This is a genomic window from Segatella sp. (assembly GCF_977051555.1).
Genome location: NZ_CDRSSE010000018.1, coordinates 38,489 through 55,557 on the forward strand (window position 1 = coordinate 38,489; position 17,069 = coordinate 55,557).

Genomic DNA, 17,069 nt, shown 5'->3' on the forward strand with positions numbered 1-17,069 from the left:
GGATTTCTCTTTATACTGTCCATTCATAGGTGTCGTAGACCACGCCTCTTCCTCCGTAACCTTCCTTGTGGGCGATGAGGCCTTCGTTGATCCAGGCTCCCTGCTGTTCCGTAGAACTGCCGAAGTCCAGATAGGGATAATCGGGGTAATCATGATACATAATCTGTTCATAGATAGCCTCCATGGCTCCGAATTCCTTTCCCTCATCGTTGGTAGAACTATATTGTCCGTGTACCACTTGCTGGGTAATATAAAAGGTGAGGCCTCCTATAATGTGCCCGTTGCGATAAGCATTGTATTGGATGATATTCTCGGGGAATCGACTTTTCAGAAGTTCCATTTCCTGAAGCGTGTGTACCGGTTTGGCACCAAATCGCTTTTCCAGGTTCTCATTCAATACCTCCCAGAATTCCGACAGGCTTGCATCTCTCACTACGGTCACTCCATTCTGATGAGCCTTCTTCAGACGGCGCAGGTGGTCTTTGCGCCAGCGCAATTTCTGCTGCATGAAGATGGTAGTGCCGATATTGCGGAGCGAAAGATGAGCCTTGCATTTCCAGAAGATGGCATAGAGATCTTCTTCTGAAGGATGGAGATGATAGATCCAGGGAATAGGACGATACTGTACCTTCTCGAAACCCTGAAGGCGCAGATAGACATTCAGTTCCTCAAAGAGTTGGCAGACCTCTGAAATCGTGACGTGGATGTTCATGATCAGTCCGCCATAGGTGAGTCCGAAATGCGAGCAGAGGGTCTTGCCTACCTGATGGGCTGGCAGGATGGAGTGGAGCTTCCCCTTCTTGAAGAATAGGAGAGAATAGTCCTTGAACCTATCGGAATGGTAATCCATATAGTTGCGGTAAAAGAGAAACGTAGCGTTTCGGGCTTTTGCCACATACTCATCCCATTGCTGGCGATATTCGGGGGTGTATTTGATGATTTCAAACATGATGTCTTGCATATCTGAGATATTCGTCATATTCGCGTATGTAGTCTTCCTCTTCAAACTTGTGGGAAGCCAGAACCAGACACAATGAGCCGGAAGAGAAATCATCCAGTGTTCGCCAGATATTGACATCCACGAACAGTCCCTCCCAAGGGTGGTTGAGATGATAGGTCTTCTTCTGTTCTCCATTATCCAGTGTTACCGAAAAGGAACCGCTGGCTGCTATGATGAATTCCTGGCATTTCTTGTGAGCATGGCCCCCGCGACTTTCTCCGCCCGGAACATCATAGGTCCAGTAGGTACGGGCAATGGCAAAGGGAATATGCGTCTCTCCCTCTGCCACTGTCAGGTTGCCTCTTGGGTCGAATATCTTGGGTAATGTGATAATTCTTCCTAATTCTTTCATGTCTTATTTCTTCATGTATGGGTCGGTTCCCAATACAGTCTTTGCCAGACGCTTTGCCTTGTCGCGAAGCTGGTTGAGGTCATCGCCCTTTTCGCCGTAGCAGAGTACGACGCCCATGCGGCGACCTACGTGAGCCTCTGGCTTGCCGAAGATACGGATGCGGGTGTGGTCTTCCTTCAGCGCATCGAGCATATTGTAGTTTAATGGCTCGGTGCTTTCCTCTGGCGAGAGGATGACGGCAGAACAGCCGATGTGCTCCAGATGGATTCCGGCGATAGGCAAGCCCATCACTGCACGGAAGTGGAGTTCAAACTCGCTCAGGTTGGTGGTGTGACCGAGGGTTACCATACCTGTATCGTGTGGACGAGGACTCAACTCTGAGAAGATAACCTCGCCCTGCTTGCTCAGGAAGAACTCTACGCCCCAGAGACCGGCACCAGTCAATGCCTTGGTTACTTCGCCGGCAATGTGCTCAGCCTTCTTCAAAGCCTCTTCAGAAATCTGGAATGGCTGCCAACTCTCGCGGTAGTCGCCGCCCTTCTGTACGTGGCCGATAGGTGGACAGAAGAGGGTAGGACCGTCTTTCTGGGTGACGGTGAGCAGGGTGAACTCAGAATCGAAGTCGATAAATTCCTCGATGATCACTTCCTTCACGTCGCCACGACCTTCTTCCATTGCTTCCTTGTAAGCCTCCTTCAGTTCATCATCGTTGTGAACATAGCTCTGACCATGGCCGCTTGAACTCATCAGAGGTTTCACTACGCATGGGAAACCGATTTCATCGGCTGCGTTCTTAAATTCCTCGAAGGTCTTGGCATAGAAATACTTGGCGGTGCGCAGACCCAGTTTCTTGGCGGCAAGGTCGCGGATGGCACGGCGGTTCATGGTGTAGTTTACGGCACGGGCAGAAGGCACAACCTGGATGCCCTCCTTCTCGAAGTCGAAGAGTCGCTCAGTGCGGATAGCTTCAATCTCAGGCACGATGATGTCTGGGTGATATTTCTCTACCACTGCGGTCAATGCGTCGCCATCGAGCATCGAGAAAACTTCCCGCTCGTCGGCTACCTGCATGGCTGGTGCATTGTCATACTTGTCGCAAGCGATGACATACTGTCCTGCTCGCTTTGCGGCGATGGTAAATTCTTTGCCCAGTTCGCCTGAGCCCAAAAGCATAATCTTCTTCATTTATATGATGTTTAATATTTTATGTCCCTAAAATTAATCACTAATCACTAATAATTAATCACTAAGTCCGAACTTCTTTCTGATAAATTCTGCGATAAACTTCTCTGTTTCTTCGATTCCCAGATGGCTGCTGTTGATGCAGAGGTCGTAGCTCTCGCTGTGTCCCCACTTCTTGCCTGTATAGTAATCGTAGTAAGAGGCGCGCTGCTCCTCGTGGCTTTCGATGAACTTGCGGGCGCTAGCTCTGTCGATGTCCTTTCGCTTGCAAACTGCCTTGATGCGGTCGTCGATATTGGCGGTGATGAAGATGTTGATCACATTCTTGTAATCACGCAGCACATAGTCGGCGGTTCTGCCCACAAACACGCAGTTGCCCTCATCGGCAGCCTTTCTGATGGCGTCGCTCTGGAACTTGTACAGACCTTCCTGCGAGAAGTCATTGTGATAGAAATTGTTATCGCTCAGGAAGGGCAGATGGGTATGGAAGAGAGACTTGAAGAATCCCTTCTGCTCATCGTTCTGCTCGAAGAATTTCTCAGAGAATCCACTCTCCTTGGCGGCAAGATTCAGCAGCTCACGGTCGTAACATTTGCAACCGAAATCCTCTGCCAGCTTCTCGGCGATGATATGGCCGCCGCTACCTATCTGGCGACCTACGTTTATGATAATCTTTTCCATTTACTTTGAACTTTGAGATTTGAACATTGAACTTTATGATAAGCCTTTGTTACTTTGAACTTTGAGATTTGAACATTGAACTTTATGATTAGTAAAGCCGTTGAATTCTTCACTCTTCACTCTTCGTTCTTCACTTTCTCTATGTTGTCTTTTCAACTTGTTCATGTACCATGACATTACGATGGCAGCGATGACTGCGGCTGAGAAGTCGGAGATAGGCATACTGTACCATACTCCATCAATGTCCCATATCATCGGCAGAAAAGCCAGGAGCGGCAGAAGGATGAGCAACTGTCTCGACAAGGAGAGGAAGATACTGATCTTCACCTTTCCGATGCACTGGAAGAAGTTGGTGATAACCATCTGGAACCCGATGACCGGGAAGCAGAACATCACTACTCTGATCGCCTTAATGCCCAAGTCTATCAGTTGCTTATCGGTAGTAAACATTCTCGCGCAGTAGTAAGACAGGAACATCGCTATCAGCCAGCCCGTTACCATAATGGCGGTGGCGGCAATGATGCTCAGGTTCAGTACGCGAATCAGTCGGTCCAGTTTCTGGGCTCCATAGTTGTATCCGGCTATAGGCTGCATTCCCTGGTTTACGCCGAATACGAACATCACGAACACCATTGCAATACCATTGGCTATTCCGTAGGCTCCCACGGAGAGGTCGCCTCCGAACCGTACCAGCTGGTTGTTGATGAAGATGACGATGATGCAGGCGCACACGTTCATCAGGAACGGCGAAATGCCGATGGCAAGGATATTATCCACGAGTTTCCTCTTCAGTTTGTAGATGCCTTTCTTGAAGTGGAGCAGTTCATTCTTGTTTCTGAAGAGCTTGATTTGCCACATCAGCGCCATCAGCTGCGATAGGATGGTGGCGATGGCGGCACCCTGTATTCCCCATTTGAAAACGAGGATGAAGAGGGCATCCAGTATCACGTTCATCACCACCGTGAAGATGGTGGCGTACATCGCCTGCTTGGGTTTGCTCGCGGCTCGGAGCAGGGCATTCATACCGAAATACATGTGGCTCACCACATTGCCCAGCAGGATGATGACCATATACTCATGGGCATAGATGAGCGTCTGGTCGCTGGCTCCGAAGAATCTCAGGATAGGGTCGAGGAAGAGCAGGCAGATGATGCTCAGTCCGATACCGATGATGAGATTCAGAGAAATTGTGTTACCCAGAATGTTTTGCGCTGTGGCATAATCTTTTTGTCCCAACTTCACGCTGATGGCAGTAGACGCTCCTACGCCCACACCGGCTCCGAAGGCTGCGGTGAGGTTCATGAAGGGGAAGGTGATGGCGAGACCTGAGATGGCCATGGCTCCCACACCCTGACCGATGAATACTCGGTCAACGATGTTGTAGAGTGAGGCGGCTGTCATCGCAATCATAGCTGGCAAGGCATACTGAACGAGCAGCTTGCCCACCGGCTTCGTACCTAATTCTAATGTCGCTTGTTTATTTTCCATTTGTATCTGTTTTTTCCTCATAGCCGCTCGCCCAGCTTCTTTCAGAATGCTATTGCAGCGGCTACTTGTCTGCAAAAGTACAAAAAATATCTGATACCTTATTATATATATGAGAAAAACTTGCATTTCATGATAAAAAACTTCCCTTTTCCTTTGGTGTTTTCGTACAATTTCTGTACTTTTGCACTTCAGAATAAACAATTCAACTCATTAACAAATGCAATACAGAAATATTGCAGCAACAACAATAACAAACCGGACTACCGATATAATGATGAAAAAATTTTTGATGCTTTATGCATTCTTAATGACTGCTCTCTCTTTGTTCGCTCGCGAAGACAGGGTTAGCAATTTTGAGCAACTGATGCGGTTGTCCCGCATCGCCGAAACCGATATGGTGTCGTATCCGGGAGGCAAGTGTATGATGTATCGTCTTTATCTCAGAGACAAAGACCTCAGTCACACTCCCTTTTCGGTAAGTCGCCCGGCAGATTTTCTCTCTCCCCGTTCCATTGAGCGCAGAAAGAGGCAGAATCTGCCCATCGATGTTACTGATCTGCCTATAGCTCCTGCTTATGAGCAGGCTGTAAGCGAGGCAGGCATCGAGATTGTGGGCAAGAGCAAGTGGAACAATACCCTGCTGGTCCGCATTCATAAGGAGAAGGAACTACGGAAACTGGATGATCTCGATTTCATCACCCGGAAGATGAAGGTCTTCTCTGCTCCCGATTCTGTCAGTCAGCGCATCAGAAGTAGCGTTCGCAGGGAATTGAACGATTGGACTGGTGGAGTAGGCGAATATGGTGCTGCCGATGCGCAGATCAAGTCGCTCAACGGCAAGCGGCTGCATGGAACCGGACATTTGGGCAAAGGAATGATGATTGCTGTCTTCGACGGCGGATTCATGAATGTGGATAAGATTCCGGCGCTGCATAATATCAGATTGGCGGGCGTTAAGGACTTTGTGGTTCCTCAATCCAAGAATATTTTCGCCGAGATGGAGCATGGAACGATGGTGCTTTCTACGATGGCTGCCAACGAACCCGAAAGATTCGTGGGGGTGGCGCCTGAGGCTCAATATCTGCTGGTGCGCTGTGAAGATGAGCGCACAGAGAGTCTGGCAGAAGAGGATTACTGGGCTTTTGCGGCTGAATATGCTGACAGTTGCGGCGTGGATGTCATCAACTCTTCGTTAGGCTATCATGGCTTCGATGATGCGTCTACCAACCATCATTATTATGAGCAGGACGGTAATTCTACCCTCATCTCCCGCACCGCTTCGATGTGTGCTGACAAGGGAATCATCTGTGTCAATTCTGCAGGAAACGACGGAATGGGAAGTTGGAAGAAAATCAATTTCCCTGCCGATGCACGCAATATCCTTACCGTGGGCAGCGTAAACGAAATGGGCGAGAATGCGGCTTTCAGTGCCGTGGGACCTACTGCTGACGGCAGAATCAAGCCTGATGTGATGGCTTACGGAAGTCCTACCTGTGTGATTACGGGCCGTGGAAATATCATCAATGATAACGGAACGTCTTTCTCATCTCCGCTCATCGCCGGAATGGTAGCGTGTCTCTGGCAGGCTTTGCCTCAGAAGACGGCTAAGCAGATTATGAAACTCGTGAGATTGGCTGGTAATAATCAGCATCATCCCGATAATGTATTCGGATATGGTGTGCCTGATTTCTGGAAGGCTTATCAGACGGGGAAAGCGATTAAGTAAGTGAAAAGTGAAGAACGAAGAGTGAAGAATTTAGAGTGAAGAGCAATATATGAAGCAAAGGTTATCTCTCTATGAATTAAACTCCATAGTCCGTGAGGTCATTTCGATGTCCTTGCCCGATAGCTATTGGGTGGAAGCGGAACTCTCCGAGGCTCGCGAGGGCTACGGCGGGCACTGCTATATGGAACTCATCGAGAAGGATGAGCGGTCTAATACGCCCATTGCCAAGGCACATGCCTCCTGCTGGCGAAACCGATGGATGTTCATCAAACCGAATTTCGAGCGCATCACCGGACAGCGCATTCATGCCGGTATGAAAGTGCTACTCAAGGTACATGCGCAGTTTCATGAGAACTATGGCTTCTCCTGGATAGTAGATGATATTGATCCTAACTATACGATGGGCGATATGGCGCGCAAGCGGCTGGAAATCATCAATACGCTGAAAGCAGAGGGCGTATTCGAACTGCAGAAGGAGTTGGCACTCCCGATGTTCTGCCAGCGCATCGCCGTCATTTCCAGTGCTACGGCAGCAGGTTATGGTGATTTCTGCAACCAGCTTGCCGATAACGATTATGGTCTGCAGTTTCAAACCCGCCTCTTTCCGGCTACGATGCAGGGCGAGGGAGTAGAGCAGAGTGTGATAGCTGCCCTCGACAGTATCAATGCCGAATGGGAACAGTTTGACTGCGTAGTCATCATCCGAGGCGGTGGCGCTACGAGCGATCTCTCGGGTTTCGACACCCTGGCGCTTGCCGAGAATGTGGCAAACTTCCCGCTGCCTATCATCACGGGAATAGGACATGAAAGGGACGAGAGTGTGCTGGATATGATTTCTTTCCAACGTGTAAAGACACCGACAGCCGCTGCCGCCTTCCTCGTTAATCATCTTACTGAGGTTTATGCCCGTGTGGTGAATGCGCAAGAGGCTATCGTGCAGAATGTGAAGCACCGTCTGCAGGTGGAGAAGATGAGGCTCGACAGACTGAGCAACACGATTCCTGTCCAGTTTTCGCTGGTGAAGACGAAGCAGGGAGCCTATCTCGACCGTCTGATGAGCCGTTTAAGCACAAATGTCCAGTCGAAACTATCGGAGGCCCAGCGCCATTTCGAGATTCTTTCTCAGAATATTCAGCCGATATTGGAAAGGAAGATGCTCAACGAGAGTCATCGTCTGCAGCTCCTTTCCCAGCGCATTCAGGCACAAGACCCCGAACTGTTGCTGAAACGTGGCTACAGCATCACGCTGAAAGATGGCAAGAGCATCCGTTCTGCCTCGCAACTGAAGTCTGGTGACATCATTGAAACGAGGTTTGCCGAGGGCAGCGTGAAGGCAAAAGTTGAATAATAGTTTATAATTTATAGTTAATAGTTTATAGCAATCTTGCTAAACGGCGAAGCCGCTATAAACTATCAACTCTTAACTGAAATAAGTATGGAAAAAGAAGAAATGAAATACGAACAAGCCGTAAGAGAGCTTGAAGAAATCGTAGAAAGAATGGAGAATGATGAACTCGATATTGATCAGCTCTCCGAGCAGTTGAAACGTGCCAAAACTTTGGTGAAACTCTGTAAAGACAAACTCACCAAGACCGATGAGGAAATCAAGAAACTCCTTAATGAGGATTGATTTCCTGTATCTCCCTCTCTGAACCCTACCTCATAGTGTTCATTGTTTCCTGCCGTTACCTTATTATATATAGGGGCATCTTTGTTTCTTTCGTAGAGACAGAGATGTCCCTATCATTTTTTATAAACATCAAATATATATACGTTTTATGGCAAGAAACAAGAAAACATCAGAGTCGTTATTCCAGTTCATGAACCTCCTTATCGCCCTGTTGGTGAAGAACGGGCAATACCGCACTTCGCTGCATTATAAGGCAACCCTCAACAGCTTTAAGCGATACCGGGACAACAGGGATATTGCCCTGAGTGAGATAGATGCAGACGTGATGCGCTCGTATGAGGCATATCTGCATCATACGGCGGAGGTATGCAAAAACACCAGTTCCTTCTATCTCCGCATCCTCCGTGCCACCTATAACAAAGCCGTGGCAAAGAGACTGACGCCACAGCAGCATCCCTTCACGAATGTCTATACCGGTATTGCCCCAACCCGCAAGAGAGCCATACCTACAGAGGATGTCAGCCAAATCAAGCGTCTGCATTCGGTCAAGGAACTCACTCCCAAAGAAGAGATGGCAAGAGATACATTTCTGATGAGTTTCTATCTGCGAGGTATCTCATTTATTGACCTGGCTCATCTCCGCAAATCCGACCTCAAGGACGGTTTTCTTCATTATACAAGAAGAAAGACAGGGCAGCGTCTCACCATCCGATGGGAGAAGGAGATGCAGAAGCTGTTGGAAAAGTATCAGGCGCAGACCGCCTCCTCACCTTATCTCTTCCCTTTCCTCGTTGATGATGATAATAAAAAACAAGACGAAAATATTGACAAAATGCAGGACGAGACGCGCCTGTATCACAATGCGGAAGCGCGTATCTCCTACCACCTCAGAAAGTTAGGTGCTAAGATAGGCATCAAGGGCAAACTCACCCTCTATGTCGCCCGTCATTCCTGGGCAACGGCAGCAAGAGACAACCATATCTCTATCTCTGTCATCAGCGAGGCATTGGGGCATCATTCCGAAACCACCACGCAGATCTATCTCCGCTCCATCAAAAGCTCAGAAGTAGATGATGCCAATGCCAAAATACTGGCAGCCCTATAAGCTGCAAAAAAGAATAAAAAGAGGGATTTCTAAAAAATGAACCAAAATGAACCGATTTTTCTGAATCTTTACATAAGAGACACAGAATATCTTTGCAAAAATACGAAAATTGTTGGAAACTAGCAAATTATGGGTGTTAAAAAATTAATATCGTTCTACGAAAATCAACATTTTTTCACTCTTCTTTCCATATATAATTTCCTAAGTCGTTGATTGAACGAAAGTTTTCGGTTTTTCTGTGTCTCTTATGTAGAGATTCAGATAATCGGCATCAAAAAACGAACTTGATTCGCATGATGAAAGAGACAAATATACAATCACAGGTTACGTCCACTATTGCAGGGGACGACGGCGAAGCCGTGGCAAAAAGCGAAGAAAACACTAAGAAAATGGATCCCAAAAAGCCTAATGATGGGCTTGATAAACCTGATGATGCAGGATGGTATGTGGCTGTAGTGAGAGTGAATTGTGAAACGAGAATAGCTGATTCTATACAAATCAATCTTAATCACAATCAAGTTTGGTTTGATTACTGGATTCCCAAGGTAAAAGTAGTTTATATAGACAAGCGTTCCAATAAGCGAAGAATGAAAGAAAAGCTATTTCTTTCCACTTTCATCTTTTGCAATGTTTCTCAGAGACAACTTGATAAGATTCGCTTCCGTTCGGATGTGTATAAGATGCTGACGATGCCGGGACAAAGGAATATATACCGAATTCCCGACCAGGTTATTGCCAACTATAGATATTTTGTAGAGAATGACGAAGAGCCAGTCACTGCTGCCCCCATTCCTTTGAAGAAAGGTATCAAAGTGCGAGTGGTGTCTGGTAGCATGAAAGGTGTGGAAGCCTACGTACAGAGCTATAATGGCAAGAAAGCCGTCATCGGCAGCGAAATCAAGTACATCAGTGGTGCCACGCTTACGATAAGTAGAAATTTGCTGGAAATCGTAGAAGAAAGTTGAATTTCCGCATACGTATCTCACGGATTTTTTACTCCTTCGTAGTTTTTACTGAGAGGCCAAATGAGAATCCCCGTTGCTAGCAACGAAGAAATCTGTGTAAATCTGTGAGATCTGTGGGAGACTAAGAATAATGATAAAGCAATACTTGGAGTAATGCAACGAAAAAGCTCCGTGAGATCCGTGTGGGACATTAGAGCAAGAATCAAAAACTCCTCCAAAAATTTGGTAGTTTCACAGAAAACCCTTATATTTGCAAGCAATAATTAGAATATTACGATTATGGCAACATTGGTACTCGATAATACATTATATCAAGGCTATGCAACGATAGCAGAGCAGAATAACATCAGTGTGACTGATGCTATGGCAGAAGCTTTGCGATTATTGAAGCAACAGCTGAAAAAGAAGTCAAGTCTTTCGTTAAGGCAACGGCTTGAGAAGCGAATTCTTGAACTTCGAGATTTGCCAGCAAATTGGGATTATGAAGGTTCCCCTTCCATATCATCAAAAGCATGTGATTATTCGCAGAAGGTTGTTTCATCTTGCAGCGAACCATTACTTCAGGGATTAGCAATATTCCCAAACACCAATGGCTATATATTAATGCAATGGAAGACCTCCAAAGGAGATGCCTGCTTGTCGATTCTTAGTGATAGGATAGTGTATGATGTCAATTATGGAGAGATAGAGAAAGAGGGCATCCTCCCACTTTCGGAACTCCCTAAATTTTTGGAAGTCCTAAAGAACATTGCCTAATGGAATGTGATATAACATTTGAGAAACCAGTATTGAAAGATATGGAGGAGATAGCTCGATTGTTGTCTTCTCCAGCTTTTTATGATGAAAATACCCATCAGTTGAATTTTGCGGCATTCAATCTTCGACGTTTTACGAATGGTGAAGTCGAGTCTTATGTTTCATTGTCTAGGATGTCATTTATAGACCAAAGGCATTTGAATAAAAAAGGTAAGTATGTTTTTAAAAAGACAGAAAACCATTATGTGGGTTATGCTCTTTTTACTCCAAAGTATTTAGCAAACTTACATGATAGATTAAGAATATATCCTGTTAAAGCAGGTCTTAATGAGCATTGTGGAATGTTTTTCTTAGGTAAGGATAAGAAGATAGTTTGTGATGACTTGACGATTCGTCCTTATACATTAAAGACATTGCGTTCTCTTTGTGATTTATTACAAAACAGGGTGGTTTTAAAATAGGGGTAGTACCCACCACCTTTAGCAAGATAATAGCAAACTATTGCAAGGTAATGGCAAGTTGTCCCCCTGCGGTCCCATCCCAGCAAGCCGACCCCCATGCACCACCAATCAGCAAGCTATAAACTATTAATTGTAAATTATAAATTGTAAACTCTCTTCCCCGGCGGTCCCATCCCGCAAAATATGGCGAGGGCTTTGATGCCCCGCCAACCTTAGAGCGCAGCGGTTCCGAGCACCGAGTAGGGCGGTTTCCTCCCTCGCTCCTGAGGAGAGAGGGCAGGGGTGAGAGGTGGAGCCTTCTTTAACGGTAAGGAAGGACGGGTAGGTTTTCGAAAAAAGTCTTTCCTTGCAGGAGAGACGGGGAGGTAGAAAAAACTCCTTCTAGCCAGTATTCCCATACCAACCAGAAGAAGTAAATATAAGAGTTAATCAAGGCGGTGCCGAGCAGTCCAGCTGCCCGCATCCAAACACGGACACTCCTTTGGAGTAGTCCCAGGCAAGTCCCGATGCCCCACAATCTTCGCTTTAGGAAAGAGAATCTTAAGATTCCTGAAAAGATCCACGAGTCTCGTTTCCTGCTCAGTTGTCATGGTGTTGCAAGGCTTGCCTTGCTCATCTAGTCCACCCTCATAGCAGATGCCGATAGAGCATCTATTATAAGGTCTGGCATGCGCCCCCACCTCCAGCAGCTTACGGTGCTGCGTCATCGTTCCATCCTTACGGATGTAGAAGTGGTAGCCAATGTCATAAAACCCACGAGCCTTATGGTCACGGCGCAGCTGTTCCACACTATAGTCCTGATTGCATCGGCTAGCCGAGCAATGCAGTACCAGAAATCTCACAGAGTCGGCAGACATCATGTTCTTGCCGTCTTCAACTCCGGCGAGGAGTCTACGCTCAGAGCGCACCTTCTCCTCCCCGATAATCATTGGAAATGTATCTTTTATCATAAGAATAATTCAACATTCAACACTCAACATTTAACATTCAACACTCAACATTCAACATTAAAGCGTATTGGCGCACGAGCTTACTCCCAGTGCCGTGAGAGCAGCAATCAGCGCCTGTACGATGGCATTCACGATTTGAGTCCAGGAAATCTTGTTTGGATTTGATTCAGAGTTAGAACGAAACATTTTCATAATCAATAATATTTAAATGAAACAATAAGTTATCAGAGTTTAGCAGTGCCTCCCTTTCGGAGAGGTAAGGCACTGCCAGAGTTGGAGACTACTCCAATCCGTCACCATTGTCGGAACCTGTTCCGCCAGCTTCGGTGTTGGAACCACCGCCAGTCGTTTCACCGCCAGTTGTCTCACCGCCAGTGGTCTTATCCTTTTTCTCTTCACCGTACTTGACGAGTTCGATGGAATCAGGAATCAGGTTGTAAACACGGCTGCCGTTCTTCAGGAGATAGTACGAAGGGCGGAAGGCAGGAAGGATACTCTTCACGAGCTTGGCATTCGCCTCCTTCTCAGTCTCTACAGCCTTACTTGTGAGGAAACGGAGATAGAGCTTACCGAAACCGAACAGTTCGATGTCGTAACCCTTCTTCAGGTTTTCCTTCACATAGTAGGTGTAGCGGTCGAGTACCGCCATCACATCAGCAGGAGTAGCCGTAGACTCCATAGCGATTTGGTTAGCGATATCCTTGGTTGTCAAGGTACCGTAACTGTAAGGGCGAACGCTATAAACAGTCTTACCCTTCTTAGGACCCATGTTCATGGTCTTCTTAGAGACTTTGTAACTTTTACTCATAATTTAAAACATTTAAGAAATTAATAATTAAGTTCAGTCATCGTCAGTTCAAAGAGATGAGCAATCCCGTTTGTTCTGATTGACGTTGCAAAGGTATGACTTTTCAAAAGCGTGCTGTTCGACATTGTTAGATATCGATAGACAGCTGATCACATATGAACTTAACTGCTTTCGGACTTAACAACTGGTCTTTCGGTTTCACACCAATTTCATTCAGTTCCTGTCTGTACGGCATTAGCCATCTCCTCAGTGTCCCAGTCGACACTCCGGCATAAGCAGCCAGTTCGCTTTTATACATTGCTCTCATATTCTGATAGTTTTATACATTATTATATATATATGAATTAAAAATCAATTCTGATTTCGCTTACAAAAGTACGTAATCTTGGAAATCCTGTGATGTACTCTATAGGGTGCAGCACTGTATACACTTTTTAAGATATGTTTAAAGTTTGTTAGCAAATAAGGTGGTCGATACTAGTTAGATTAGTAACCAACCTGCGTTTGCCTAATGAACCGAATATCCGTAAAAGTCAAGGCGGATAGTTGGTTAACCACGGCTGCAAATGAGATTCGCCAGATACAAACAAGATGGGGTATTCCTTCTCTGAGAAAGTTCGCAGTTTTACTCGGCATCAATGGCAGAACATTGGCAAAGCTTTATGCTGATCCACCCGACGCAAGTTTGAGTTATGGTTCTGTTCAACAGATGTTTTCCAACTTAATGACTTCAGTATGGACTGAGTGTAATACGACCGAAGATGTAAATCAAGAGCTCTCATTACTGTATCAGGCATCAGCCAATGTATTGAGGGCAGCTTTCCCACCGCGACAAGAACTCGTCAAAAAGGCTCTTCACGAGATGGAGCATCAACAGGGAAACGGTTTGCCAATCAAGTAATTTGCCATAAATGCTTTGCGTTTCGTAATATGTGGTAGTATGAAAGGCAGGTCAAGTCATTGCTTGGTTAATGAACGATTTTAGAATATGATTCCTCTCGGGCGGATGGATTTTCCATTACCGCTCGAGGGGTTTACTAAAACTCAATTGTTATGGAAAGAAAAACAATTTGTGTTACCAATCTGTTTCTGGATTTGGATAACTTCCGGTTCGAACACCAGAATTCACAGAGGGATGCCATCAACCAGATGGTTGAAGCCTATCATGATGAATTATACCAACTGGCCGTTGATATTTTAAATATCGGTTTGAATCCTATGGATAGTCCCTACGTGATACCTCATCCAACTGACGAGAAGAAATATATCGTCATTGAAGGTAACCGGCGAATTACGACATTGAAGCTCCTTTTGAATCCTAAATTGATAGATGAATCTCATCTCTCTTTGCGAAAGAAATTTATCAAGCTGAAGAATTCACATGCAGACAAATTGATTCATCGTGTAGAATGTGGTGTTTTTCCATCTAGAGATGAAGTCAATTTTTGGGTTGTACGTAAGCATGCCAATGGATTGAAGGGAATAGGTACAAAGCAATGGACTTCTTTACAAAAGCAGCGCTTTGATAAGGTGACCACTGGAAAAGAAGCTTATGCTTTACAGGTAATCAATATGCTGAATGCTTCGTCTTTTGTAGATGATGATTTCAAGGCAAGGATGAAAAAACTGAATGTTACCAATTTGCAGCGTCTGTTGGCTGATCCGGCCGTACGTGAAAAGTTGGGATTGGCATTGCAGGAAGGCCGTTTGGTATCTGACCTTAAACCAGAGGTATTGACCAAGTCTTTTGTGGATATTATTTCCGAGATGTTGACTCCTTCTTTCAAGGTAGGAGTCATCTATAGTAAATCAGATCGTGCAGATTATATCAGCAAATTATTTGAGCGGATAGAAAATCCCAACATTCCAGAGAATAAGGTTGTTCAATGGGAATTGCAGGAAAATCCGGAGATAGCTGAGGCTCCCAAATTTGTAGAAAGCACTATTGGCAAAAAGGTGTCGCCCCGGAAAACTAGAGCCACATTGGTTCCGAAATCATTTCATTTGCCAATTACAGAATCCCGGATAGCCAAAATTTTTAAGGAGATGAGTGGACTGTTGGTCAAGACCTGTACCAATACGGCAGCGATTCTGCTTCGTATTTTCATAGAAATGTCAGTAGACGTTTATATGGAACAGTTCAACCTATTGCCGGTGGGTGTACAGACTGCGAGCCAGTCGAAGTTGAATCTGCATGAGAAACTCAAAAGGGTCATTGAGCATTTGCATACTTCTCACTTTGCCAATAAGGATATGACAAAGGGAATAGAAATGGAAATCAGTGATCGTAACTCTCCTTTGTCACCTCAAACGCTCAATGCATACATACATAATTATCGCATCAGTCCGATTGCAGATAATCTGATCATTGAATGGGACAATATCCAGCCCTTCTTTGAATGCCTTTGGGGTGCTATAAGCAAAAAGGAGGAAACAAAATCATGAGCATTCTCTCACCATTAAGATATCCTGGAGGAAAGTCTAAAATCTCCAACTTCTTCAAGCAGTTTGTGAAAGACAACGGTCTTCTGGACGGGGTGTATGTAGAACCTTATGCTGGAGGGGCCTCCGTTGCATTGTCTTTACTCTTTGATGAGTATGTCAGCAAGATAATCATCAATGATAAGGACCGTTCTATCTATGCCTTTTGGCACAGTGTATTGTATGATACGGAAAATCTGTGTCGCCTGATAGCAGAGACACCTGTTACGATGGAAAACTGGAAAAAGCTCCGGGAGTTGCAGAAGGTAGACAAGAAGGACCAGGCTAGTCTGTTAGACTTAGGTTTCTCAACATTCTTTATGAACCGTACCAATCGTTCAGGAATCATCAAGGCAGGTGTCATTGGAGGGTATGCCCAGACCGGTAATTATAAGATGGATGCAAGGTATAGGAAAGACGAACTCATGAGGCGTATCCGTCGCATAGCCTCTTATGCGGATAGGATAGAATTGCACAATGAAGATGCTGTAGATTTCATTCAAAAAATAACTAATCAGAATATCGACAAAACGATACTTTATCTGGATCCACCTTATTATAAGAAGGGGCAGGGGTTGTATATGAACTACTATAAGGATTCTGATCACCGGGACATCAAGAGTCTGGTATCACGGCTTGGTCAAATGAAATGGGTCGTTTCGTATGATAATTCAGAGTTCATCAAGTCTCTTTATCAGGAGTTTCGTCATCAGGAGTTTCGCTTGAATTATAGTGCAAATAATAATGGTACAGGAACGGAGGTTATCTTTTTCTCCGATAATTGTCTTTTGACCCCAGAAGCATTGGATAAGTTGCACTTTAAGAAAGAACAGTAACGGATAAAAGGGTAGAATGATGCTAATAAATCTTACAAATTCAAGATTAAATCTCTTCAAAATTCGCGGATTTTCGACCAGGAAATCTTTTCTGGAGAATATCTGAAATATGACAAAAATATGTAAATATCAGAAAATCAGCATGTTATCTATGTTTATGAATTTCGTCAAAAAATCAGAATTCTGCAGTTGTACAACTAAGACCCTTATAGTTGTACAACCATAACTCCAGAGTTGTACAACCATAGCCTATATAGTTGTACAACCGCAGCCTTATGGTCGTACAACTATAGGTCATTCGTTCTGCAAGGAGCATATAATACGATATAAAACCGATATTTTAGCCTTTTCGCAGCCATCTAGATTGAAGAATTGGAATTTGCGATAATTCAGAAACAATATTTGACATAGCATAACCCGCATAACTCAAAAGATCTGCGTCATCAGCGAGATCTGCGTGCCCTTAATCCCCCAGACCGCACAGGTCTAAGAAATCTGTGTGAATTTGTGGGAGAATAGAGCGTAAGCGTCCAAAAACGGATTTGGTGATTTGATAAAGAAGATGTAACTTTGTCGCCAGTAATTTTAAACGTAAGTAAAATGTACAGCGACAAAGACTTTCAGACATTCTGGTTCCGCTACAAGACG

General features: G+C 45.1%; 18 protein-coding genes. 10 read left to right on the plus strand and 8 right to left on the minus strand.

The features are described from left to right. Positions 1-10: 10 nt before the first annotated feature. Genes ACWJAO_RS06295 through ACWJAO_RS06315 form a run of 5 tightly spaced genes read right to left on the minus strand, consistent with a single transcriptional unit; the run spans position 11 to position 4,703 of the window. Positions 11-979, minus strand: a complete 969-nt coding sequence (locus ACWJAO_RS06295) for a GNAT family N-acetyltransferase (protein ID WP_334674865.1) — start codon at positions 977-979, stop codon at positions 11-13. Continuing rightward, positions 942-1,352 (minus strand): sugar 3,4-ketoisomerase, encoded by a 411-nt coding sequence (locus ACWJAO_RS06300; RefSeq protein WP_316209246.1) that lies wholly within the window; start codon positions 1,350-1,352, stop codon positions 942-944. Before ACWJAO_RS06300 ends, ACWJAO_RS06295 begins: the two co-directional genes overlap by 38 nt. Before the next feature lie 3 nt (positions 1,353-1,355). Continuing rightward, positions 1,356-2,537 carry a formate-dependent phosphoribosylglycinamide formyltransferase gene (gene purT, locus ACWJAO_RS06305; RefSeq protein WP_449139644.1) on the minus strand — a complete coding sequence of 394 codons (1,182 nt, stop codon included), beginning with the start codon at positions 2,535-2,537 and terminating at the stop codon, positions 1,356-1,358. Between the two features lie 54 nt (positions 2,538-2,591). Then, positions 2,592-3,215: a cytidylate kinase-like family protein gene (locus ACWJAO_RS06310; RefSeq protein ID WP_418330843.1), complete on the minus strand. Its 624-nt coding sequence runs from the start codon at positions 3,213-3,215 to the stop codon at positions 2,592-2,594. 33 nt (positions 3,216-3,248) lie between these two features. Continuing rightward, positions 3,249-4,703: an MATE family efflux transporter gene (locus ACWJAO_RS06315; RefSeq protein ID WP_287798563.1), complete on the minus strand. Its 1,455-nt coding sequence runs from the start codon at positions 4,701-4,703 to the stop codon at positions 3,249-3,251. A 271-nt stretch (positions 4,704-4,974) separates the two neighbouring features. Between ACWJAO_RS06315 and ACWJAO_RS06320 the strand changes: the two genes are divergently transcribed. The 7 genes from ACWJAO_RS06320 to ACWJAO_RS06350 all read left to right on the plus strand — a co-directional run bounded on the left by ACWJAO_RS06320 (position 4,975) and on the right by ACWJAO_RS06350 (position 11,346). Next, on the plus strand, positions 4,975-6,429 hold the full coding sequence (locus ACWJAO_RS06320; protein ID WP_449139645.1) for a S8 family peptidase: 1,455 nt from the start codon (positions 4,975-4,977) through the stop codon (positions 6,427-6,429). Positions 6,430-6,478: 49 nt separating this feature from the next. Continuing rightward, positions 6,479-7,777, plus strand: a complete 1,299-nt coding sequence (xseA, locus tag ACWJAO_RS06325) for an exodeoxyribonuclease VII large subunit (RefSeq protein WP_287854060.1) — start codon at positions 6,479-6,481, stop codon at positions 7,775-7,777. Between the two features lie 87 nt (positions 7,778-7,864). Beyond that, positions 7,865-8,059: an exodeoxyribonuclease VII small subunit gene (gene xseB, locus ACWJAO_RS06330; RefSeq protein WP_153081956.1), complete on the plus strand. Its 195-nt coding sequence runs from the start codon at positions 7,865-7,867 to the stop codon at positions 8,057-8,059. 148 nt (positions 8,060-8,207) lie between these two features. Beyond that, positions 8,208-9,164: a tyrosine-type recombinase/integrase gene (locus ACWJAO_RS06335; RefSeq protein ID WP_449139646.1), complete on the plus strand. Its 957-nt coding sequence runs from the start codon at positions 8,208-8,210 to the stop codon at positions 9,162-9,164. 389 nt (positions 9,165-9,553) lie between these two features. Further along, entirely contained in the window at positions 9,554-10,129 is a 576-nt protein-coding gene (locus ACWJAO_RS06340; protein ID WP_449139647.1) for a transcription termination/antitermination NusG family protein, read from the plus strand. A 279-nt stretch (positions 10,130-10,408) separates the two neighbouring features. Further along, positions 10,409-10,885, plus strand: coding sequence for a hypothetical protein (locus ACWJAO_RS06345; protein ID WP_449139648.1), 477 nt, complete (start codon positions 10,409-10,411; stop codon positions 10,883-10,885). After that, positions 10,885-11,346: a hypothetical protein gene (locus ACWJAO_RS06350; RefSeq protein ID WP_449139649.1), complete on the plus strand. Its 462-nt coding sequence runs from the start codon at positions 10,885-10,887 to the stop codon at positions 11,344-11,346. The genes ACWJAO_RS06345 and ACWJAO_RS06350 overlap by 1 nt, the downstream gene beginning before the upstream one ends. 425 nt (positions 11,347-11,771) lie before the next feature. Here the strand turns inward: ACWJAO_RS06350 and ACWJAO_RS06355 are convergent, their stop codons facing one another. The 3 genes from ACWJAO_RS06355 to ACWJAO_RS06365 all read right to left on the minus strand — a co-directional run bounded on the left by ACWJAO_RS06355 (position 11,772) and on the right by ACWJAO_RS06365 (position 13,104). Then, on the minus strand, positions 11,772-12,296 hold the full coding sequence (locus tag ACWJAO_RS06355; protein ID WP_449139650.1) for an N-acetylmuramoyl-L-alanine amidase: 525 nt from the start codon (positions 12,294-12,296) through the stop codon (positions 11,772-11,774). A 57-nt stretch (positions 12,297-12,353) separates the two neighbouring features. Continuing rightward, entirely contained in the window at positions 12,354-12,488 is a 135-nt protein-coding gene (locus ACWJAO_RS06360; protein ID WP_449139651.1) for a smalltalk protein, read from the minus strand. 88 nt (positions 12,489-12,576) lie between these two features. Continuing rightward, positions 12,577-13,104 carry an HU family DNA-binding protein gene (locus ACWJAO_RS06365; RefSeq protein WP_449139652.1) on the minus strand — a complete coding sequence of 176 codons (528 nt, stop codon included), beginning with the start codon at positions 13,102-13,104 and terminating at the stop codon, positions 12,577-12,579. 511 nt (positions 13,105-13,615) lie between these two features. On the opposite strand from ACWJAO_RS06365, the gene ACWJAO_RS06370 reads away from it, so the two are divergent. The 3 genes from ACWJAO_RS06370 (at position 13,616) to ACWJAO_RS06380 (ending at position 16,421) form a co-directional block, all read left to right on the plus strand. After that, positions 13,616-14,005 carry a hypothetical protein gene (locus ACWJAO_RS06370; RefSeq protein ID WP_449139653.1) on the plus strand — a complete coding sequence of 130 codons (390 nt, stop codon included), beginning with the start codon at positions 13,616-13,618 and terminating at the stop codon, positions 14,003-14,005. A gap of 152 nt (positions 14,006-14,157) precedes the next feature. After that, on the plus strand, positions 14,158-15,549 hold the full coding sequence (locus tag ACWJAO_RS06375) for a hypothetical protein (RefSeq protein ID WP_449139654.1): 1,392 nt from the start codon (positions 14,158-14,160) through the stop codon (positions 15,547-15,549). After that, complete coding sequence (locus ACWJAO_RS06380) at positions 15,546-16,421, plus strand: DNA adenine methylase (protein ID WP_449139655.1); 876 nt, start codon at positions 15,546-15,548, stop codon at positions 16,419-16,421. Before ACWJAO_RS06375 ends, ACWJAO_RS06380 begins: the two co-directional genes overlap by 4 nt. The last annotated feature ends 648 nt before the right edge of the window (positions 16,422-17,069 follow it).